The 19388-nt window shown below is 53.3% G+C and carries 23 protein-coding genes and 1 pseudogene; 9 read left to right on the plus strand and 15 right to left on the minus strand.

Annotated features, from left to right (window positions below):
* Nucleotides 1-5: 5 nt before the first annotated feature.
* From ACQGXV_RS09130 to ACQGXV_RS09140, 3 genes are read right to left on the minus strand one after another with little or no spacing between them, the layout of a single operon-like run.
* Nucleotides 6-323 (minus strand): phage tail assembly protein, encoded by a 318-nt coding sequence (locus ACQGXV_RS09130; protein WP_440863353.1) that lies wholly within the window; start codon nucleotides 321-323, stop codon nucleotides 6-8.
* 47 nt (nucleotides 324-370) lie between these two features.
* A complete protein-coding gene (locus tag ACQGXV_RS09135) occupies nucleotides 371-886 on the minus strand; it encodes a phage major tail tube protein (protein ID WP_440863352.1) in 516 nt (171 codons plus the stop codon).
* Nucleotides 886-2064, minus strand: a complete 1179-nt coding sequence (locus ACQGXV_RS09140) for a phage tail sheath subtilisin-like domain-containing protein (protein WP_440867349.1) — start codon at nucleotides 2062-2064, stop codon at nucleotides 886-888. Before ACQGXV_RS09140 ends, ACQGXV_RS09135 begins: the two co-directional genes overlap by 1 nt.
* 248 nt (nucleotides 2065-2312) lie before the next feature.
* Here ACQGXV_RS09140 and ACQGXV_RS09145 point away from each other — a divergent pair, with 248 nt between their 5' ends.
* Genes ACQGXV_RS09145 through ACQGXV_RS09155 form a run of 3 tightly spaced genes read left to right on the plus strand, consistent with a single transcriptional unit; the run spans nucleotide 2313 to nucleotide 3853 of the window.
* Nucleotides 2313-3356 carry a phage late control D family protein gene (locus tag ACQGXV_RS09145; RefSeq protein WP_440867350.1) on the plus strand — a complete coding sequence of 348 codons (1044 nt, stop codon included), beginning with the start codon at nucleotides 2313-2315 and terminating at the stop codon, nucleotides 3354-3356.
* Between the two features lie 37 nt (nucleotides 3357-3393).
* Complete coding sequence (locus ACQGXV_RS09150) at nucleotides 3394-3642, plus strand: ogr/Delta-like zinc finger family protein (RefSeq protein ID WP_440867351.1); 249 nt, start codon at nucleotides 3394-3396, stop codon at nucleotides 3640-3642.
* Between the two features lie 55 nt (nucleotides 3643-3697).
* Nucleotides 3698-3853: a hypothetical protein gene (locus ACQGXV_RS09155; protein ID WP_440866210.1), complete on the plus strand. Its 156-nt coding sequence runs from the start codon at nucleotides 3698-3700 to the stop codon at nucleotides 3851-3853.
* Nucleotides 3854-4027: 174 nt separating this feature from the next.
* Here ACQGXV_RS09155 and hslU read toward each other — a convergent pair whose 3' ends face one another.
* The 5 genes from hslU to priA form a co-directional block, all read right to left on the minus strand.
* On the minus strand, nucleotides 4028-5359 hold the full coding sequence (gene hslU / locus ACQGXV_RS09160; protein WP_440866211.1) for an HslU--HslV peptidase ATPase subunit: 1332 nt from the start codon (nucleotides 5357-5359) through the stop codon (nucleotides 4028-4030).
* 11 nt (nucleotides 5360-5370) lie between these two features.
* Entirely contained in the window at nucleotides 5371-5901 is a 531-nt protein-coding gene (gene hslV, locus ACQGXV_RS09165; protein ID WP_195313083.1) for an ATP-dependent protease subunit HslV, read from the minus strand.
* 87 nt (nucleotides 5902-5988) lie between these two features.
* A complete protein-coding gene (gene ftsN / locus ACQGXV_RS09170) occupies nucleotides 5989-6852 on the minus strand; it encodes a cell division protein FtsN (protein ID WP_440866212.1) in 864 nt (287 codons plus the stop codon).
* A gap of 80 nt (nucleotides 6853-6932) precedes the next feature.
* Nucleotides 6933-7943 (minus strand): DNA-binding transcriptional regulator CytR, encoded by a 1011-nt coding sequence (gene cytR, locus ACQGXV_RS09175; RefSeq protein WP_440867352.1) that lies wholly within the window; start codon nucleotides 7941-7943, stop codon nucleotides 6933-6935.
* 263 nt (nucleotides 7944-8206) lie between these two features.
* Nucleotides 8207-10402, minus strand: a complete 2196-nt coding sequence (gene priA / locus ACQGXV_RS09180) for a primosomal protein N' (protein WP_440866213.1) — start codon at nucleotides 10400-10402, stop codon at nucleotides 8207-8209.
* Between the two features lie 343 nt (nucleotides 10403-10745).
* Here priA and rpmE point away from each other — a divergent pair, with 343 nt between their 5' ends.
* Entirely contained in the window at nucleotides 10746-10961 is a 216-nt protein-coding gene (gene rpmE, locus ACQGXV_RS09185; protein ID WP_195313079.1) for a 50S ribosomal protein L31, read from the plus strand.
* An 83-nt stretch (nucleotides 10962-11044) separates the two neighbouring features.
* On the opposite strand, the gene metJ is transcribed toward rpmE, so the two are convergent.
* Complete coding sequence (gene metJ, locus ACQGXV_RS09190; RefSeq protein ID WP_196907435.1) at nucleotides 11045-11362, minus strand: met regulon transcriptional regulator MetJ; 318 nt, start codon at nucleotides 11360-11362, stop codon at nucleotides 11045-11047.
* A gap of 186 nt (nucleotides 11363-11548) precedes the next feature.
* Here metJ and metB point away from each other — a divergent pair, with 186 nt between their 5' ends.
* Nucleotides 11549-12715, plus strand: coding sequence for a cystathionine gamma-synthase (gene metB / locus ACQGXV_RS09195; RefSeq protein WP_222159143.1), 1167 nt, complete (start codon nucleotides 11549-11551; stop codon nucleotides 12713-12715).
* Nucleotides 12712-15147: a bifunctional aspartate kinase/homoserine dehydrogenase II gene (locus ACQGXV_RS09200; RefSeq protein ID WP_440866214.1), complete on the plus strand. Its 2436-nt coding sequence runs from the start codon at nucleotides 12712-12714 to the stop codon at nucleotides 15145-15147. The genes metB and ACQGXV_RS09200 overlap by 4 nt, the downstream gene beginning before the upstream one ends.
* A 186-nt stretch (nucleotides 15148-15333) precedes the next feature.
* Here the strand turns inward: ACQGXV_RS09200 and ACQGXV_RS09205 are convergent, their stop codons facing one another.
* Genes ACQGXV_RS09205 through ACQGXV_RS09215 form a run of 3 tightly spaced genes read right to left on the minus strand, consistent with a single transcriptional unit; the run spans nucleotide 15334 to nucleotide 16077 of the window.
* Nucleotides 15334-15492 (minus strand): hypothetical protein, encoded by a 159-nt coding sequence (locus tag ACQGXV_RS09205; protein ID WP_440866215.1) that lies wholly within the window; start codon nucleotides 15490-15492, stop codon nucleotides 15334-15336.
* Entirely contained in the window at nucleotides 15453-15986 is a 534-nt protein-coding gene (locus ACQGXV_RS09210) for an IS630 family transposase (RefSeq protein ID WP_440862665.1), read from the minus strand. Before ACQGXV_RS09210 ends, ACQGXV_RS09205 begins: the two co-directional genes overlap by 40 nt.
* Complete coding sequence (locus ACQGXV_RS09215) at nucleotides 15910-16077, minus strand: hypothetical protein (protein WP_440866216.1); 168 nt, start codon at nucleotides 16075-16077, stop codon at nucleotides 15910-15912. The genes ACQGXV_RS09210 and ACQGXV_RS09215 overlap by 77 nt, the downstream gene beginning before the upstream one ends.
* Before the next feature lie 62 nt (nucleotides 16078-16139).
* On the opposite strand from ACQGXV_RS09215, the gene ACQGXV_RS09220 reads away from it, so the two are divergent.
* Nucleotides 16140-17114, plus strand: coding sequence for an IS30 family transposase (locus ACQGXV_RS09220; protein ID WP_440862690.1), 975 nt, complete (start codon nucleotides 16140-16142; stop codon nucleotides 17112-17114).
* A 38-nt stretch (nucleotides 17115-17152) separates the two neighbouring features.
* Here ACQGXV_RS09220 and ACQGXV_RS09225 read toward each other — a convergent pair whose 3' ends face one another.
* The gene (locus ACQGXV_RS09225; protein WP_440866217.1) at nucleotides 17153-17548 is read right to left on the minus strand and encodes a hypothetical protein; all 396 of its coding nucleotides are present in this window, start codon (nucleotides 17546-17548) and stop codon (nucleotides 17153-17155) included.
* Between the two features lie 39 nt (nucleotides 17549-17587).
* On the opposite strand from ACQGXV_RS09225, the gene ACQGXV_RS09230 reads away from it, so the two are divergent.
* Together ACQGXV_RS09230 and ACQGXV_RS09235 are read left to right on the plus strand one after the other, a co-directional pair.
* The gene (locus ACQGXV_RS09230; RefSeq protein ID WP_440862584.1) at nucleotides 17588-17953 is read left to right on the plus strand and encodes an IS630 transposase-related protein; all 366 of its coding nucleotides are present in this window, start codon (nucleotides 17588-17590) and stop codon (nucleotides 17951-17953) included.
* Complete coding sequence (locus ACQGXV_RS09235; RefSeq protein ID WP_440867224.1) at nucleotides 17877-18431, plus strand: IS630 family transposase; 555 nt, start codon at nucleotides 17877-17879, stop codon at nucleotides 18429-18431. Before ACQGXV_RS09230 ends, ACQGXV_RS09235 begins: the two co-directional genes overlap by 77 nt.
* Nucleotides 18432-18788: 357 nt before the next feature.
* On the opposite strand, the pseudogene ACQGXV_RS09240 reads toward ACQGXV_RS09235, so the two are convergent.
* Nucleotides 18789-19009, minus strand: a pseudogene (locus ACQGXV_RS09240) (IS1-like element transposase); the annotation flags it as partial.
* A 174-nt stretch (nucleotides 19010-19183) separates the two neighbouring features.
* Nucleotides 19184-19312: an IS1 family transposase gene (locus tag ACQGXV_RS09245; protein WP_440866218.1), complete on the minus strand. Its 129-nt coding sequence runs from the start codon at nucleotides 19310-19312 to the stop codon at nucleotides 19184-19186.
* Nucleotides 19313-19388: the final 76 nt, after the last annotated feature.

The raw sequence follows: 19388 nt of genomic DNA on the forward strand, positions 1-19388 counted from the left end.
CAGGGTTATGCTGTCTCCGTCTCCGCCTCGCTCGCTTCGCCAGGCACCGGCGGTACCAAAAAAGGCGTCAACGTCTCCGCCAGTTGGAAAAAATCGCGGGTATCCATGGCGTTGATTTCTGCCAGCTTCAGCCTGGGAGACGTGACACGGGTTAACAGCGTGGTGACTGAATCCGCATCCATATTCAGCACATTGACCAGACGCAGGCCACGCAGTGAACCGGCCTGTTTGATCTCGTCGGTAATGGCGACGCGGGTGATTTTATCGGCATCCCGTACAATCGGGGTGAGCAGTGTTACGGCGTTATCGTTTTTCTTACTCATCGTTCTGTTCTCCAGGCGGCCAGAGTGACCGCCATCAGTGCGGTTAATCAGCTACCGAGGCCCAGCGCAGAGGTAATGCGATCCGGGTAAATGTTTTTGCCGTCTTTCTTGTAGATAAAGTTCAGCAAATCAATTTCGATAATCGGTTGATCGTCAATCGACAGTTTGTAGTAGGTGTTCTTCAGCGCGTAGGTGACAGCGGTGTCATCACCTTGTTTGGCTTCTCCGCTGTCAATTTCAGTCACACGCCCGCGCATTTCCACTTCCACTAACAGGCTTTCCCCGTCGGTGTAATATTCACCGGCAAAGCGCAAACGGGTTTCATCAATACCGCCGCCGTATTCCTGCAACAGCGTCTTGACCATACCGCCAACCACCATTGATGCATCCAGCGCGCCACCCTCCAGACCGAGATCGACGGCCGCCGATCCAATCATGCCGCCGCCCTGAAAATCTTCCGTCTTGCGGGTCAGTTTGGGCAGCGTGACAGACGTCACTTTACCGATTTGGTTATTGCCGTTCACAAAGACGGTGAACAGGCGCAATTTATGCGGGATTGCCATTATTCACCTCCCAGCGATGAAAACGCGCGGGCAAAGTAGTCATCCGTGAAGGTCTGGTACAGCGTCAAATCTTCCAGCGGCGGCACGGGCGTGTATTTATAGCGCACGCGGACTTGACCCTGACGCAACCCCGTTGTGGGGTTGTCCTCAATGTCAAACCAGCAAGCCGCGCCGATCAGTTGCCCTTTTGTCACCAATGAACGGAGTTTGCCTGAAATACCGCTGACCACGTCTTTTACGTTAGCCGGGGTAAGGGGTTCATCCACGCTTTCAAACTGCGCTTCCGCAACACTGTCCGCGAGAATTTGCGCCGTGCGGGTATACACTTCAAAGCGGTATTTACTGGTGTCCGTGGTGCGGTTGCCCCAAAACCGAAAACCGTTGCGCTTGATAAGCGTAGTGACCTCTTTGCTGTTCAGCGCGTTGGCGTCGCTATCTTCTGCCTGCAATGACCAGAACACATCACGGGAAATGCCCAGCACGTTATTCACCGGCACGTTGGACAGTGACTTATGCCAGCCCTGATCGTTGTCGATGGCCGAACGCAAACCGCAGGCATACGCCGGGGCCGGAAAGGTTTCATTCTCACCGGTCAGCGGGTTATAGGCGATAAAGTCCGGCCAAATCAGCATTAACTCGCGATAGGCAAATTTCGCACGATAGGCGATAGCCTCCGCCATTGTGGTGCAGCCATGGCACCCGGCATAAACAAAGGCCCGCAGGTTCTGCGCAATGCCGCACAGTGCTGCGGTCACTTCCTCAGCGTCATAGTCGGGAACGGCCAGCACGCGCGGGCGGTAGTCCACTTTTGCCTCAGCTGTCAGCAAGGCATACATACCGGTGTAGCTGCCGTCAGCCAGCGTGCCGCCGATAATCAATTGCGATTGCGTCTTTTCGCCGTCTTCCGTTGCTGCCGCGACACGCACCACAATGACTTTGGGGCTGGTCTGGTCAGAAATGGCTTTCAGCGTTTTGTACAGGGAGCCGGTTTTACCCGCCTTACCAAGTACCGCATTAACCCGTGTCAGTAGCACGGGGGTATTCAGGGGAAAGGTATCCGGGTCTGCATCATCCGCCACACACACCACGCCAACCACACTGGAATCAATGTCATTGATTGCGGTAACGAGGTCGGTATTTTCGCGAACGCGGGCACCGTGGAAACGTGTCTCGGACATGTTAACCACCATTACGTTGTTGAGTTCGCGGTGATAATCCCCCATGTTTGGCGGCGACTCACGCCGTTTGCGGTCTGACAAGCGGGCGACAACAAAAAGCCATTTTTCCCCGCTCGCGCGCGTGAAATCATGCGACAAAACACGGGGGCGATATGGCACTTTCAGGATTGGCAGACACGTTGACCAGCAAGGTCACGGATTTCAACAACACCCTTACCGATGCGGTAAAAGTCCCGGCGTTTAACGTGATGCTGGGCGGAAAATCGCTTACAGCATTAAGCGACCGTCTAATGTCGCTCTCTCTTACCGATAATCGCGGGTTTGATGCTGACCAGGTGACGATCTCACTCGATGACACCGACGGTCTGCTTGGTCTGCCCTCACGTGGGGCAGAGATTGCGCTGTCCATTGGCTGGATGGGTGAACCGTTGATTTACAAGGGGCTGTATACCGTTGATGAGATAGCCCATGAAGGCCCACCGGATGTACTTAACATCACGGCACGCAGCGCCGATTTTCGTGATGAATTTAACGTTAAGCGTGAGGTGTCCTGGCACGATGTGACCGTTGAGCGTGTGGTGTCTGCTATCGCGCACCGTTACGGGCTGAAAGCGCAAATCAGCGACATGCTGATGAGCATTGAGATTGACCACGCCGATCAGACACAAGAAAGCGATATGTCGTTTTTAACCCGCATGGCCGAAATGTTAGGCGCGATTGCCACGGTTAAAAATGGGGCGCTGTTATTTATTCTGCCTGGCGGCGGGGTAACGGCATCCGGTAAAGCGCTGCCATCATTCAGTATTACCCGCAGCAGCGGTGACGGGCACCGCTTTCGCATTGCGGATCGTGATGCTTACACCGGCGTGCGCGCCTACTGGCTGGATCTTAACTTTGGCAAAAAAAAGAAAGTCAGTGTAAAACGGCGCACAACCCAGGCCAAACCGAAAAAGGAGAAAAGCAGCAGCCGTGAGGGCGAATACATGGAAGGGGCCGACGGCAACGTGTATGTGCTGCGTAAAACCTATCAAAATGAAACCGCCGCCAAACGCGCAGCGGCGGCAAAATGGCAACAGCTTCAACGGGGAGCCGCCGAGTTCTCTATTACCCTGGCGCGTGGCCGCGCTGACCTGTACCCGGAAATGCACGGCACCGTCACCGGCTTTAAAGCAGAGATTGATAATCAGGAATGGATTATTTCACGCGCGGAGCATGTGATTGACGGCAGCGGTTTTACCACGCGTCTGGAGCTGGAAGCGAAAATATCTGACTGGATTGCAGAAAGTGAATAGAATAACCGTGAGTTCAACTCCCGCAGGGGAGCATATTATGTTCAGATGTCCATTTTGCGGCGCTATGGCCCGCACCCGTACCAGTCGTAAAATCACAGATATGACAATCCGGCAATATCACCAGTGCCAAAATCTGGAATGTAGCCGGTCATTCACCACACTAAACAGCGTGGAAAGGGAGGTAACCAAGCGTGCAGGTACAGCGCCGTTACCGCCTGACTTCATCCCGCAGGATGCTTTTCCGGCGTCGCACTATGGGCGCGATCAGTTAAATTTAGCGCTTTGACATTTAACCCCCGCAACAGCGTATTTGCGGGGGTTATTGTTTTAGCGACAACCTGATGCGCTATCTTGTTAATTCATCATTCAACTCTGGTATAGCCAACCGACTTAAAAATGATTACATCCTATGCCCTGATATGCGGCAAAGAAGCATAGCTGGCTGTTATCAAAATAATGTCGCTTGGCTATATAACGAGGTGGCTTTTGACGCGTAAATAAAAGGATTGCATGAAAGTGAAATTCCGCGTTGATGCGTGGTCATTTTGTGGTAAATAAATAAGATAAATACTTTAAAATCAATGTATTATTGGTGGTTGATGGGAGGCATCAGCCTCCCATCATTTGCCAAACAGAGCGTTTTCGCAACAGGACAATCCGAATTGTAGGGATTATAAGATAAAACGGCTCAGATCTTCATCTGCTACGAGCTCGTCAAGATGACTACGCACGTATTCTGCGTCCACGGTAACAGTTTGGCAGCCCATTTCGCTCGCATCGTAAGAGACCTCTTCGATTAAACGCTCCAAAACAGTATGCAGACGACGTGCGCCGATGTTCTCGGTACGCTCGTTGACCTGCCAGGCCGCTTCGGCAATACGGCGAATGCCGTCCGTGGTGAAGACGATATCCACACCTTCGGTTGCCAGCAACGCTTTGTACTGCTCCGTCAGTGATGCGCTCGGCTCCGTCAGGATGCGTTCGAAGTCTTCCGTGGTCAGCGCTTGCAGCTCAACGCGGATAGGTAAACGCCCTTGCAGCTCGGGGATCAGATCCGACGGGCTGGAGACCTGGAATGCACCGGAGGCGATAAACAGGATGTGATCGGTTTTCACCATCCCGTGTTTGGTCGTGACTGTACAGCCTTCCACCAGCGGCAGCAGATCGCGTTGTACCCCTTCACGAGAGACGTCCGGGCCGGAGGTTTCCCCGCGTTTGCAGATTTTATCGATCTCATCGATAAACACGATACCGTGTTGCTCTACGGACTCGATAGCCTGCTGTTTCAGCTCTTCCGGGTTCACCAGTTTGGCAGCCTCTTCTTCGATAAGCAGCTTGAAGGCGTCTTTGATTTTCATCTTATGCGCTTTCTGCTTTTGACCTGCCAGATTCTGGAACATGGACTGCAACTGATTGGTCATTTCTTCCATACCGGGAGGGGCAATGATTTCAACGCCCATCGGGGTAGCCGCCAGATTGATTTCAATTGCTTTGTCATCGAGCTGCCCTTCACGCAGTTTTTTGCGGAAGGCCTGACGTGCAGCGGAAGGTTCTTGCGGCTCTTCCGGCTGGCCCCAGTTATTTTTTGCCGGGGGAATCAGCGCATCCAAAATGCGTTCTTCGGCCATTTCTTCAGCGCGGAAGCGGTTTTTTTCCAGCGATTGCTGGCGCATCATCTTGATGGCCGCATCCGTCAGATCGCGGATGATGGAGTCCACTTCTTTACCAACATAGCCGACTTCGGTGAATTTAGTGGCTTCCACTTTGATAAATGGAGCATTGGCCAGTTTGGCCAGACGACGGGCAATTTCTGTTTTACCGACGCCCGTCGGGCCGATCATCAGGATATTCTTGGGTGTCACTTCATGGCGTAACGCGTCGGAAAGTTGCATACGGCGCCAGCGGTTACGCAATGCGATTGCCACCGCACGTTTGGCCTTGTGCTGACCGATGATGTAGCTGTCGAGCTCGCTAACGATTTCGCGCGGGGTCATTTCAGACATGATGTCATTCCTTACGCCTTGGAGGCTAATTCTTCAATCGTGTGGAACTGATTGGTGTAGATGCAGATATCGCCTGCGATACCCAGCGACTTTTCAACAATCTCGCGCGCGCTGAGCTCGGTGTTCTCCAGCAGCGCTCTGGCTGCGGCTTGCGCATACGGGCCGCCAGAACCGATAGCAATCAAATCGTTTTCCGGTTGAATTACATCGCCGTTACCGGTGATGATAAGCGACGCGTTTTCGTCTGCGACGGCCAGCAGCGCTTCCAGACGGCGCAGCATGCGGTCGGTGCGCCAGTCTTTTGCCAATTCCACAGCGGCCTTGACCAGATGGCCTTGATGCAATTCCAGCTTGCGTTCAAACAGCTCGAACAGCGTAAAGGCGTCAGCGGTGCCGCCCGCAAAGCCTGCGATAACATTGTCGTTGTACAGACGACGTACTTTACGCACGTTGCCCTTCATGACCGTGTTTCCCAATGTGGCTTGGCCGTCGCCGCCAATCACCACGTGGCCGTTGCGACGTACACTTACTATAGTTGTCACGTGTCCATCCCCGCTAGATAAGGAAAAAGAACCCCACAGTGCTGTGGGGCATATTGATGTTGTAGATGGGGGACCGCTTAGGAGTTTTCAACCCCCGGCAGCGAGAGGAATGCAGTTTGCTACGCCAGCGTCTTTCAGGCGCGATAGCATTTTGTCGGCGGTAGCGCGATCTTTATACGGCCCTAAGGTGATGCGATTCCAACCGCCACTGCTGGCGATGCGGCTTTCAATACCGGCAAAAGCCAGCTGCGCGCGCACCGATTCTGCCGGCTCCAGCGTTTTAAACGAACCACACTGCACCATCCAGCGCTGTGCTTTTTCTGGTTTGGGCGTTTCTGGCTGTTTCGCGGTTTCCACCGGTTTTGGCGTTTCCTGCCTCGGCGTGGCGGGCTGTGTCACGGGAGCGGCGACGGGCGCACGCGTACTCACGGGCGGCGGTGTCACGGTCGGCGTGGTTGCTACCGGCGGTATCACCACGATTTTGGGCGTAGTGATGGTAACCTGAGAGCGTGGCACCGGCGTTTGATCGTTATAAGGCACTTCTGACAACTGCGTCGGCGCACGGCGCATATCTGCCTGCATCTGCTCGAGCAGTTGGCGCTGTTCTTGCGTGAGTTGGACCGGTGATTTGATTTCTCCACCGGAATTGGGGGCCGTCGGCTCAGGAACACCCAACTGACGGTTCTCCAGCTCTTTAATATAACGCCAGCGCTCTTCCGGCTTCGGTGGCAGACCATTGCCGTTGTTGGTGGCGCTGCGCGGTAGCACGGGCGACTCGGCAGGCTTGTTGTTGGCAATAAAATAGAGCCCACTCGCAAAGGTCACCAGCACGGCAACGGCCAGCATTATCATGAACTTAGAGACGCCCGACGAAGAACCTCCTCTTCGACTGGTTGTCTTTTTTCGTCGCGCGCCTGAGCGCCCACGGCTGACGTAATCTCGTTGTGCCACTGTCGTTTCGCTACAAATGAAATGAAAGATTTAGGGAGCATGTTACTGAACCCTAAAAACTTTGACCAGCACCGGAATTCTTAAACCCGATAACGAGCGTAATTTGGCGTGGCCGTGCTGTCACGAATAACCAGCTTGCTGTTGAGTAGCCGTGACCCGCTGGGCACCGTATGACCCTGCAACTGTTCTAATAGCAAGTGCATGGATTCACACCCTAATTCATAGCGGGGTTGCGCGACGGTAGTGAGCGGTGGAAAACAGTATTGCGCCTGCTCGATATCATCAAAACCCACCAGCGACAGGTCTTTTGGAACATCCAACTTCATTTTTTTCTCTTGAGAGAGCACGCCCATTGCCATTATGTCGCTGTGGCAAAATATGGCGCTGGGCGGTGCCGGGTGCTTCATCAGCATTATCAGTCCGTTCACGCCGGTTTCATAACTGAAATTGCCGCGATAGATATACTGATTATACACTTGAATGCCGCTGCGGCGCAGCGCCTGAATATACCCTTGCAAGCGGTATTCGCTCAGATGAATGTTTTCGGGACCCGCGATACAGGCAATCCGGCGGTGTCCGAGTCGGTGCAGATAATAAACGGCATCAAAGGCGGCGGTGAGGTTATCGATGTGCACCGTCGGCAATTCCAGGTCGGGCGAGAATTCGTTGACCATCACCATCGGCGGCAGGTTGCGCCGCTCCTCTTTGCTGGCGCTAAACGGCAGATTGGCCCCGAGCAGCAACATGCCATCAATCTGCTTGGTGATAATTAAATCGACGAAAGATTTTTCTTTGTGATGCTGGTGGGCGCAATCACCAATCAGTACCAGATAGCCTTGTTTTGCAGCGGTTTCTTCGATACCGCGCAGGACATCGGTAAAGAAGGGATCGCAAATATCCGGCACAATCGCGAGCAGCGTGCGTGACTCGCTGCGTTTTACGTGACGGGCAAGCGCATGCGGCGCGTAACCCACGGTGAGCACGGCTTGTTCAACCCGCTTACGCGTTTGGCTCGAGACCTTCTCCGGATTCATCAGCGTTCTGGAGACCGTGGCCGTCGACACACCTGCGACCTCTGCAACGTATTTCATCGTCGCCGGCGTGGTGTCATTTTTATAGTCCAACGCGGTTCTCCTTGCATCGTATGCGATTGTCGAACAGGACGGCGGCACGCACACCGCCCGATTTTTTTGCCCGACAGGCTTATACCACCCATTTTGCTAAGGATACTGTTTCTCTGCCTACGCTTAACAGATGGCGCGCAAGTTTTGCTGCTCAGATTGCATAAAAGATGTGACGAATGTCGTTATTTCGGCACCGTTCGCATTTTTTCGTGGTGTGTTAACGACGGCGATCAGTTATCGGTAGGGTCGACATCCAACACCCATTTCATTTTTCGCGCTTCGGGCAGTAGCGGGATGAGCGGCAGTGAGGCCTTAACGACACGCTGAAGCGTGGCGCGGGAAGGGTGCTGCAACAGCAATTGCCAGCGGAAGCGCCCGGCGCGTTTGGGTTGCAATGCAGGAACCGGGCCGAGCAGCCAGAGCGCATCATCCTTGAGTGGGCTGCTTTCCAGCAGGTTGCGCAGTTGCTGGAGGAAAAGCGGCGCATGCTGGTTATCGTGATCGTCGGCGCGGAACAGAATGTGGCTGGTGTAGGGCGGTAGGAATACGCTCTGGCGCTCTTTCAGCGTCTGACTGGCGAAGGCGTCGTAGCCCTTTTGTAGCAGCAATTGCAGTAACGGGTGGTCGGGGTGGTGAGTTTGCAGCACCACTTCGCCGCTCTTCCCGGCGCGTCCGGCGCGTCCGGAAACTTGCGTATACAACTGGGCAAAACGTTCCGTGGCACGAAAATCGGCAGAAAACAGCGAGCTGTCGACATCCAGCAGTGCTACCAGCGTGACATCAGGGAAATGGTGCCCTTTTGCCAGCATCTGCGTGCCGATAAGAATGCGTGCGTCTCCTTGACGCACTTGCGCCAGTTGCTGTTCCAGCATGCCTTTGCGGCTGGTGGTATCGCGATCGATACGGGTAATGGGTACATCAGTGAACAGCGAGGTCAGCGATTCCTCCAACTGCTCGGTGCCCAGGCCAACCGGCACCAAATGTGTTGAACCGCAGTGGGGGCACTGCTGTGGCACCGGGCGTTGGCTGTCACAATGGTGGCAGCGGAGCTGACGCTGCTGCTGGTGATAGGTGTAATAGTGCTCGCAGCGCTGGCATTCCGCGATCCAACCGCATTCGTGACATATCACCACCGGTGAAAAACCCCGACGATTAAGGAACAGGATGACCTGGTTATTGTGTTCCAAATGGTGGCGAATGCGGGTAATCAGCGGTTGTGACAACCCGCTGGTGAGCGGTAATCCTTTGACATCAAGGATATGCTGGCGTGCAGGTTGCGCGTTACCCGCGCGTTTGCGCAGCGTGAGTTGCCGGTATTTACCGTTTTGTACGTTGTAGAGCGTTTCCAGCGCGGGTGTGGCGGAGCCCAGCACGATGGGAATATTTTCCTCTCTGGCGCGGAACACGGCCAAATCACGTGCGTGATAGCGCCATCCTTCGTGTTGTTTGTATGAGCCGTCGTGCTCTTCATCGATGATGATCATCCCCAGACGGGCAAACGGGGTAAACAGCGCGGACCGGGTGCCAATGACAATCGCGGATTCTCCGCTGCGTGCGCGTAGCCACACGGCCAAACGTTCGCTGTCGTTCAGTCCCGAGTGCAGCACATCCACTGGCGCGATGAAACGTGCGCGAAAACGGGCAATGGTTTGCGGCGTCAGGCCGATCTCGGGCACCAGCACCAGCGCCTGCTTGCCTTGTGATAACACGTTTTCCAGCGCACTCAGGTACACCTCGGTTTTGCCGGAGCCGGTGATCCCTGCCAGCAACCAGGTGGCAAAATGGTTGTCTTCGCTGCGGATGGCACCCACGGCGGTCGCCTGCTCGGTATTGAGGCGCAGTCGTTCATCATGAGTGATGGGCTGGTGACGCCAGTCCTGCACTTCCGCATCGATGGCCTTGAGATCGCACAACCCTTTGGTGCGCAGTGCCTGCAATGCGGTCTCTGTCAGACCGGATTCATTCACCTGATGGCGGTACAGCGCACCTTGTATCAGGGCCGCCAGTGCCTGTTGCTGTTTGCGCGCACGCGCCAACGTGGCGAGCGGTGTGGATTTGCCCTGTTCGGTGGCGAACCACTGCCAGAGCGGCGCGCGATGGGCTGGTTTACCCTGTCGCAGCAAAATCGGCAAGGCGTGGAACAACACCTCGCCAATCGGGTAGTGATAGTAGCCCACGGCCCAGAGCAGAATACGCCACAGGCTGTCAGGGAAAAGAGGCTGCGCATCAAGCACATCGTGAATGGATTTGAGCTGTTCTACCGGAAGTTCGCTGCGATCGCTGCACGCAACGACAATACCAATCGCCTTGCGGTTGCCAAAAGGCACGCTGACGCGTACGCCCGGCGATGGCGTCATGCCTGCGGGCAGCAGGTAATCGAATGTGCGTGCCAGCGGCACGGGCAATGCGACCTGAACGATGGACATGCTTTCTCCGGCTGATAACTCTGGCGCTAGATGGTTTTCCCTGCACAGCGCAGTCCGACGGTACGATATGTTACCGCTCAGTGCACGTCATGGGGGGCTTGCGCCGCCAGTGTACAGGTTGCAGGCTAAAATGTGTTACCTGATTGCATCGGCTGGCTAATTTCTGTATGATTCGCCGCCTTTATACGACTTTGCTATGCGTGGTGTAATGGCCGGCGCGGTGGTGAAGCGTATACTGATCCGTAGAGCGTCAATGTACAGTGCTGTGCTTACAGTGCTTAACTTCGTGTGGTGTCTGGCGAAACAGGGTTGGATAGCGACACGGCCTTAACAGAGGTTTGCCATGAAAAAAGGTATTCACCCGAATTATGTAGCGATTACTGCAACATGTTCTTGCGGTAACGTTATCAAAACCCATTCTACCGTGGGTCACGATCTGAACCTGGACGTTTGTGGCGAATGCCACCCGTTCTATACCGGTAAACAACGTGTTGTTGACACCGGTGGTCGTGTTGAGCGCTTCAACAAGCGTTTCAGCGTGCCGGGCAGCAAAAAATAAGCGTCCGAGCATAAACAATAAAGGCACCCAAGGGTGCCTTTATTGTTTCTATCGCCAGAGCCGTAGATCGTCCGATCAACAGATCAATATTCCCACGTATCCGGGTCAATCCCCATCTCACGCATGATCGCCTTGGCCACCTCAGGGATTTCATCGCTGCGCTCTTTACGCAAATCGTGGTCATCCGGTAGTGGCTGGCCGGTAAATGCGTGCAGAAACGCTTCGCACAATAATTCACTGTTGGTTGCATGGCGCAGGTTATTGACCTGACGTCGGGTGCGCTCATCAGTCAGGATTTTCAGCACTTTAAGCGGAATCGAGACAGTGATCTTTTTAACTTGCTCGCTCTTTTTACCGTGTTCAGCGTAAGGGCTGACATACTCGCCGTTCCACTCAGCCATGGGATACCTTAAAAATATAGTCGTCAGGAAGATAAAACCGTCATGATATGAGGGTAATTCTAACGGGATTTCCGTCAATGCTCAATCTATACGCAAAGAAGTTTAGAAGTCTAGATGTATTGACGTCCGTTGAGCTTGGGATTACTCTTGACAGCCTATACCCTGCCGCCAGTTAGGAAAATGAACATGACGCGTAAACAAGCAACGATTGCCGTTCGTAGCGGACTTAATGATGATGAACAATACGGCTGTGTGGTTCCGCCGATTCATCTCTCCAGCACCTACAACTTCACCGGTTTCAACCAGCCCAGAGCCCATGACTACTCGCGTCGCGGTAACCCGACGCGTGATGTGGTACAGCGTGCGTTGGCGGAGTTGGAAGGCGGTGCTGGGTCGGTGATGACCAGCAGTGGCATGTCAGCCATTTTGTTGGTGTGCACCGTTTTTCTGCGTCCGGGTGATTTGCTGGTTGCGCCTCATGATTGCTATGGCGGCAGTTACCGTTTGTTTGACAGCTTGAACAAGCGCGGCGCATTTCGCGTAAAATTTGTCGATCAGGGCGATGCGGCTGCGTTGGCGGCGGCACTGGAAGAGAAACCGAAACTGGTGCTGGTGGAAAGCCCCAGCAATCCGCTGCTGCGCGTGGTGGATATCGCCGCCATTTGTCAGGCTGCGCGTGAAGCTGGTGCGGTCAGCGTGGTGGATAACACCTTCCTGAGCCCGGCGTTGCAGCGTCCGCTGGCATTGGGGGCCGATTTGGTGGTGCACTCCTGCACCAAGTATCTCAATGGACACTCCGATGTGGTGGCAGGCACGGTGATTGCCAAAGATCCGGCGCTGGTGACGGAGCTGGCCTGGTGGGCGAACAATATCGGTGTGACGGGGGCGGCGTTTGACAGCTATCTGCTGCTGCGTGGGTTGCGTACCCTTGGCCCTCGTATGGCCGCTGCGCAAAAAAATGCGCTGCAACTGATTGATTACCTGCAAACACAGCCGCTGGTAAAAAAACTTTATCATCCTTCGCTGCCGAACAACCCCGGCCATGAGATTGCGCGTCGTCAGCAGTCCGGCTTCGGTGCCATGTTGAGTTTTGAACTGGACGGCGATGAAGACACACTGCGCCGTTTCCTGGGAGAGCTGGAACTGTTTACGCTGGCAGAATCGCTGGGCGGCGTGGAAAGCCTGATTTCTCATGCGGCCACCATGACCCACGCAGGCATGGCACCGGAAGCGCGTGCGGCAGCAGGCATCTCCGAAACCCTGCTGCGTATTTCGGTCGGCATTGAAGACGGTGACGATCTGGTGGCCGATCTGGATCGGGCATTCCGGGTGGCAACTGAGGGAGCAGCATGAGTGCGTTAGGCGTATCAGCGGCAGTGTCTGGCCGCCAACTGCATAAATTTGGCGGTAGCAGTCTGGCAGATGTGAAGTGTTATCAACGCGTCGCGGGGATTATGGCAGAATACAGCCGCCCCGGCGATTTGATGGTGGTGTCAGCTGCGGGCGGTACCACCAATCAGCTGATTAGCTGGCTGAAGCTGAGCCAGAGCGATCGCCTTTCTGCCCATCAGGTGCAGCAGGCGCTGCGGCGTTACCAAAGCGATTTGATTGCCGGTTTGCTGCCTGCGGATGCCGCAGAGCGGCTGACCACCCTTTTTATCCGCGATCTAGAGCGTCTGGCGGCGCTGCTGGATGGCGGCGTGACCGATGCAGTTTATGCCGAAGTGGTGGGGCACGGCGAAATTTGGTCCGCACGCCTGATGGCGGCGGTGTTGAACTTGAGCAACATCGATGCCAGCTGGTTGGATGCGCGCGATTTCTTACTCTCTGAACGAGCTGCACAACCGCAGGTGGAAGAAGGGCGTTCCTGGCCACTGCTGCAACAGCTGTTAACGCAGCATGCGGGGCAACGGCTGGTGGTGACCGGTTTTATCAGCCGTAACGAGGCCGGTGAAACGGTATTGTTGGGGCGCAACGGCAGTGACTATTCGGCTACGCAGATCGGTGCGCTGGCGGGTGTGGAACGCGTGACCATTTGGAGCGATGTGGCTGGGGTTTACAGTGCCGACCCGCGTAAGGTGAAAGATGCCTGTCTGCTGCCTCTGCTGCGCCTTGATGAGGCCAGCGAGCTGGCGCGTCTGGCGGCACCGGTGCTGCATGCGCGCACCTTGCAGCCGGTGTCTGCGAGCGATATCGATCTGCAACTGCGTTGCAGTTACAGCCCGGAGCAAGGCTCTACGCGTATCGAGCGTGTGTTAGCGTCGGGCACGGGGGCAAAGATTGTCACCAGCCACGATGACGTGTGCCTGATCGACGTACAGATTCCTACACAGCATGATTTTGCGCGCGTACACAAAGAGATCGAACAATACGTCAGCCGTGCGCAAGTGCGTCCGCTGGCGATTGGCGTGCATGCCGATCGCAATCTGGTGCAGCTGTGTTACACCTCGGAAGTGGTGGATAGCGCCTGGCATGCATTGGAACAGGCCGGATTGCCCGTGACGTTCGCGTTGCGTGAAGGATTAGCACTGGTGGCCATGGTCGGGGCTGGCGTGTGCCGTAACCCGCTGCACAGCCACCGTTTTTATCAGCAGTTAAAAGATCAGCCCATCGAGTTTGTCTGGCAGTCCGACGATGGCATCAGCCTGGTGGCGGTGCTGCGCGTGGGACCGACGGAGCATTTGATTCGCGGTTTGCACCACTCATTGTTCCGCGCGGAAAAGCGGATCGGGTTGGTGCTGTTTGGCAAGGGCAATATTGGTTCCCGCTGGTTGGAGCTGTTTGCCCGCGAGCAGGCGCTGATTTCGGCACGTACCGGCTTTGAGTTTGTGCTGGCGGGCGTGGTAGACAGCACGCGTAGCCTGCTGAACTACGACGGTCTGGAAGCCAGTCGCGTGCTGGCCTTCTTTGATGATGAAGCGCAGGAGCGCGATGGTGAAGACCTGTTCCTGTGGATGCGTGCTCACCCCTACGATGACCTGGTGGTGTTGGATGTGACAGCCAGTGAAGCGGTGTGGGATCTCTATCTTGATTTCGCCAGCTACGGTTTTCACGTGATCAGCGCCAACAATATTGCGGGCGCATCCAGCGGCGATCGCTATCGCCAGATCCGCGATGCCTTTGCCAAAACGGGCCGCCACTGGCTGTATAACGCCACGGTGGGGGCAGGGCTACCGGTGAACTATGCGGTGCACGATCTGCGTGACAGCGGTGACAGTATTTTGGCCATCAGCGGTATCTTCTCCGGCACCTTGTCGTGGCTGTTCCTGCAATTTGATGGTAGCGTACCGTTCACCGAACTGGTGGATCAGGCCTGGCAGCAGGGGCTGACGGAGCCGGATCCGCGCGTCGATCTTTCCGGGCAGGATGTGATGCGCAAATTGGTGATTTTGGCGCGCGAAGCGGGTTATGACATCGAACCCAATCAGGTGCGGGTGGAATCACTGGTGCCTTCGGGCTGTGAAGCGGGTTCTATCGATCAGTTTTTCGAAAATGGCGATTCGCTGAACGAGCAGATGGTACAGCGTCTGGAAGCGGCACAGGAGATGGGATTGGTGCTGCGTCACGTAGCCCGTTTCGATGTCAGCGGCAAAGCGCGCGTGGGCGTGGAAGCGGTGCGACCGGACCATCCGCTGGCTTCTCTGCTGCCGTGTGACAATGTGTTCGCGATCGAAAGCCGCTGGTATCGCGACAACCCGTTGGTGATTCGCGGACCGGGCGCCGGACGCGATGTAACGGCTGGGGCGATTCAGTCGGATCTCAACCGATTGGCTCAGCTGCTGTAAGGCCTCTTCTCTTGCTAGCGGTGGTTTTTGACCACCGCTATTCCACTTCACCCTGTCACTGAAATGTCATGGCGTTAACACGTCGTTGACATCATTACCCCGGACAATCGGCTTCATCGAAAGGTTTGTTTGGGTGCACAGGTGTGCAAAATAGAACGTCGTCTTCCGCTGCGTTAACGCCGCACATTATAGCCAAACGACATTATTTTGATAACAGCCAGCTATGATTCTTTGCCGCATATCAGGGCATAGGATGTAATCATTTTTAAGTCGGTTGGCTATATAGCCAAGCGACTTAAAAATGATTACACCATATGGACTGAGAACAAACTCTCTGTATCGCAACCCATCTCTCTTTTTTTGCTTTTTGCTTGTGCCCATTTATGCTCAATTGGGTTAAGATCTGGCGAATATGTAGGCAAATACTCCACCATATACCCTGCATCGATGATGACTTGTTGAATATTATGTTTTTTGTGAAAAGTGGCATTGTCCATCATGATTACACTGTTTTTAGGGAGTACTGGGATAAGGACTTGTGTGACCCAGGCATAGAAAACATCGCTGTTAATATTGATATCAAATAATCCGATAGCAAACAGCGTTGTGCCTAATAAAGCGCCGATAACATTTGTTCTTCCCCTAGCTCCCCAGTTCTTCAGGCCAAAACACCGTTGACCTTTTGGGGAATAGCCGTGAGTCCGTGGGGCATCGTGTGAAAAACCACTTTCATCAATAAAAACAATAGGTTTACCTTCTTTTTCATACTGTTGTTTTTTTTGTTGAAATCCCTGCCGGGCGTTTTCGTCGGCTTTCGGATGACGTAGAGTTTTTTTTATAGGTCAATCCCAGCTTTTTAAGCGCTTGCCAAATGGCCTTCTGACAAACGCCAAAACGCTCTGCGCCCCATTCCCAGTCGAAATGCAACAAAGTGACCCACTGGCCAGAGTCGGATAAAATCACCGTTCTGGCCCTACTGGAGATCCCGTTGCATGCAGGGAAAACATCTGACTCACAAAGAACGGTTCTACATCGAAAAGCGGCGTGGTGATGGGGTTAACCAGGCCACCATCGCCCGGGAACTGGAGCTTCCTCGTTCTACCATCAGCAGGGAACTCAGACGCAATACCGACGCCGCTTTCAACGGGGTCTATTCCTGCAGAAGGGCCGAAACGTTGGCCAGAGGGCGGCGGCAGAAAACACGGCCGGACAGCGTGATTAACCAGCTTGAACCGCACATTCAGGACTTTATCAGAACGGCGCTGTCTACCCACACCTCACCTGAGGTCATCAGTGGGCGCCTGGTCCTGGAATTTGGCCTGTCCGTCAGCAAGAACTCGCTCTATCGCTATATCCAGCAGGAGCGCCGGGCCGGCGGTGAGCTGTATCAGCAGCTCCCTCATCGGGGTAAACGGTATAACTATCAGACCGATGAGAACAAACGCGGTCCTATTCCCAACCGTGTTGGCATTGAGCAGCGGCCGGCCGTTGCTGACCTCAAGCAGGAACCCGGGCATTTCGAGATTGACACCATCTTTGGCAAAGATCAGAAATCATTCCTGCTGACGGTGGTCGATAAAGCCGTCAAGCTGGTCATCATTCGCAAACTGCCCAACAAGCGAGCAGAGACAGTGGTAGCGGCCTTCAGGGACATCGTTGCCAATACCTTCTGCGAGTTTAAAACCCTGACTGCTGACAACGGTTCTGAATTTTCCCAGCACGGGGAAATTACAAAAGTCACGGGGGCACCGGTCTACTTTGCCCGGCCATATCATTCCTGGGAACGCGGGTTGAATGAGCATACCAACGGGCTGATACGGCGTTTTTACCCGAAGGGAACGGACTTCAATTATGTCACCCATCGCAAGGTTGCAGCACTCGAACACCTGCTCAATACGCGAGGCAGAAAATCGCTGGGTTATCGTTCTCCAAATGAGGTATTTTTAACGCACTTACAGGCGGCATAATGCCCTACCGTTTTGTTGCGTTTCGACTGGGAATGGGGCTAGAGCTGGGCTGCGTCGGCACGAAAGCGCGCCTCTACCGTGCCGGGTTGCAATGTCGCATTCCGAGGCACCAGCGCCGCCCCCTGCTCGTCGCCACGCAGCGTCAACCTATCGCCGTCATAATAGGCCTCCAGCATCAGTTGGTTTTCAGCCCCCATAAACGCCGCGACAAAGGCACTGGCTGGGTGGTGGTAAACCTGTTGCGGGCTGCCCGCCTGCATCACGCGCCCTTGATGCAGGATGACGATGCGATCCGCCATCACCATGGCTTCTTCGCGATCGTGGGTTACGTGAATGGCCGTAAGGCCCAGACGTTGCTGCAAGGCACGAATCTCGTCGCGCAGTTGCAAACGAATGCGGGTATCCAGATTGGAGAGGGGTTCATCGAGCAGCAAGATATAGCTAAACGACTTAATTTTGATTACATTATTTAAATGAGCTATTCAATTGATTTTAGACGTAAAGTGATATCTACACGGAAAAACGAAGGGTTGAGTATCCGAGAAACAGCGAAGCAATTTCGGATTGGCCCTGCCTCTGTATCGCGTTGGATTAATCAAATAGAGTCAAAAGCATCGACCACGCGTCAGCGAAAGATCGATAAATCCGAGTTGATAAAAGATGTTGAACAATATCCAGATGCTTACCAAAAAGAACGTGCAGAGCGTTTTGGCGTTTGTCAGAAGGCCATTTGGCAAGCGCTTAAAAAGCTGGGATTGACCTATAAAAAAAACTCTACGTCATCCGAAAGCCGACGAAAACGCCCGGCAGGGATTTCAACAAAAAAAACAACAGTATGAAAAAGAAGGTAAACCTATTGTTTTTATTGATGAAAGTGGTTTTTCACACGATGCCCCACGGACTCACGGCTATTCCCCAAAAGGTCAACGGTGTTTTGGCCTGAAGAACTGGGGAGCTAGGGGAAGAACAAATGTTATCGGCGCTTTATTAGGCACAACGCTGTTTGCTATCGGATTATTTGATATCAATATTAACAGCGATGTTTTCTATGCCTGGGTCACACAAGTCCTTATCCCAGTACTCCCTAAAAACAGTGTAATCATGATGGACAATGCCACTTTTCACAAAAAACATAATATTCAACAAGTCATCATCGATGCAGGGTATATGGTGGAGTATTTGCCTACATATTCGCCAGATCTTAACCCAATTGAGCATAAATGGGCACAAGCAAAAAGCAAAAAGCAAAAAGCAAAAAGCAAAAAAAGAGAGATGGGTTGCGATACAGAGAGTTTGTTCTCAGTCCATATGGTGTAATCAAAATTAAGTCGCTTGGCTATAAAACTTCGATTTATTCAACAAAGCCAAACAGACCCCAAATTTATCAGGTTAAAATCCGATTTTTGATGTAAATGTAAAAAAAGTTTAATATATTAATGGTGCTGTTGAATAAATAGAGATTATGCTGCGAACCTACACAGACGTTGAACTCACCTAATCTAAAATCAGTAGGTTAAAGTCAGAATTGGAAGGAGCACGCAAAGGTGACAAGCATGTTTGACCAAAACAGGCATATCAAAACAGCATGACTCCCTATTATTCAACAAAGCCAATATTAATTAATGTGACTGTAGGTTGCTCCAATGCTAATTAACACATAACGAAGCTCCATTACTCATCAAGTTCACAGATAAGGGCGACGTCGGCGTGAGCAACGGGAGAAGACGTTATCCGGCGGGGCGAGAGCTTTTTAAAGCCCTGATGATCGTATTGATGCTGATTTTCAACGTTCTGGCAGTATTGCGAACACCGGCACCGTTGAAGGTCATATCAGCGATCTGCTCTTTAACTCCCGGCTTTCGCGCTTCATAGCGGCAGGTAAGCTGGAATACACGGGCTTTGTTGAATAATTTAAGATACTGATTTATATAAGCATTATAAAATTTCAGCGACTAATTTTTCCTCTCGGAATGCTTTTTATTGTGCTAACTATTTGATTTGTCGTTCTAACAAAATACATTCTCTGTAAATGCATTCTAACTAAAGAAGATGTAAATCAAACGGTTAAATTATTCAACAAAGCCGAATACACGGCGACAGCACTGACACCGGAAGCGTTCACGCTTAGTTGGACTAAGGCCATGTCGATAAATTTCATCTGAATGGCAGCGAGGACAATGAACAGAAACTGTAACCACTTGGAAACCTCAAATGGCGGCAGAATATCACAAAAGCCAACTATTTTAAGGCATTACCGTACCTTTTAAGTTGAGA

Source organism: Symbiopectobacterium purcellii (genome assembly GCF_052050035.1).
Classification (GTDB): Bacteria; Pseudomonadota; Gammaproteobacteria; order Enterobacterales; family Enterobacteriaceae; genus Symbiopectobacterium; species Symbiopectobacterium purcellii_A.

Excerpts from the sequence above, each read along its gene's own strand:
- ACQGXV_RS09155 (WP_440866210.1), top strand. The coding sequence starts at position 3,698 with ATGCGCTATCTTGTTAATTCATCATTCAACTCTGGTATAGCCAACCGA.
- ACQGXV_RS09145 (WP_440867350.1), top strand. The coding sequence starts at position 2,313 with ATGCTGGGCGGAAAATCGCTTACAGCATTAAGCGACCGTCTAATGTCG.
- ACQGXV_RS09135 (WP_440863352.1), bottom strand. The coding sequence starts at position 886 with ATGGCAATCCCGCATAAATTGCGCCTGTTCACCGTCTTTGTGAACGGC.
- ACQGXV_RS09230 (WP_440862584.1), top strand. The coding sequence starts at position 17,588 with ATGAGCTATTCAATTGATTTTAGACGTAAAGTGATATCTACACGGAAA.
- ACQGXV_RS09220 (WP_440862690.1), top strand. The coding sequence starts at position 16,140 with ATGCAGGGAAAACATCTGACTCACAAAGAACGGTTCTACATCGAAAAG.
- priA (WP_440866213.1), bottom strand. The coding sequence starts at position 10,402 with ATGTCCATCGTTCAGGTCGCATTGCCCGTGCCGCTGGCACGCACATTC.
- metJ (WP_196907435.1), bottom strand. The coding sequence starts at position 11,362 with ATGGCTGAGTGGAACGGCGAGTATGTCAGCCCTTACGCTGAACACGGT.
- ACQGXV_RS09130 (WP_440863353.1), bottom strand. The coding sequence starts at position 323 with ATGAGTAAGAAAAACGATAACGCCGTAACACTGCTCACCCCGATTGTA.
- ACQGXV_RS09150 (WP_440867351.1), top strand. The coding sequence starts at position 3,394 with ATGTTCAGATGTCCATTTTGCGGCGCTATGGCCCGCACCCGTACCAGT.
- rpmE (WP_195313079.1), top strand. The coding sequence starts at position 10,746 with ATGAAAAAAGGTATTCACCCGAATTATGTAGCGATTACTGCAACATGT.
- hslU (WP_440866211.1), bottom strand. The coding sequence starts at position 5,359 with ATGTCTGAAATGACCCCGCGCGAAATCGTTAGCGAGCTCGACAGCTAC.
- metB (WP_222159143.1), top strand. The coding sequence starts at position 11,549 with ATGACGCGTAAACAAGCAACGATTGCCGTTCGTAGCGGACTTAATGAT.
- ACQGXV_RS09200 (WP_440866214.1), top strand. The coding sequence starts at position 12,712 with ATGAGTGCGTTAGGCGTATCAGCGGCAGTGTCTGGCCGCCAACTGCAT.
- ACQGXV_RS09140 (WP_440867349.1), bottom strand. The coding sequence starts at position 2,064 with ATGTCCGAGACACGTTTCCACGGTGCCCGCGTTCGCGAAAATACCGAC.
- cytR (WP_440867352.1), bottom strand. The coding sequence starts at position 7,943 with ATGAAATACGTTGCAGAGGTCGCAGGTGTGTCGACGGCCACGGTCTCC.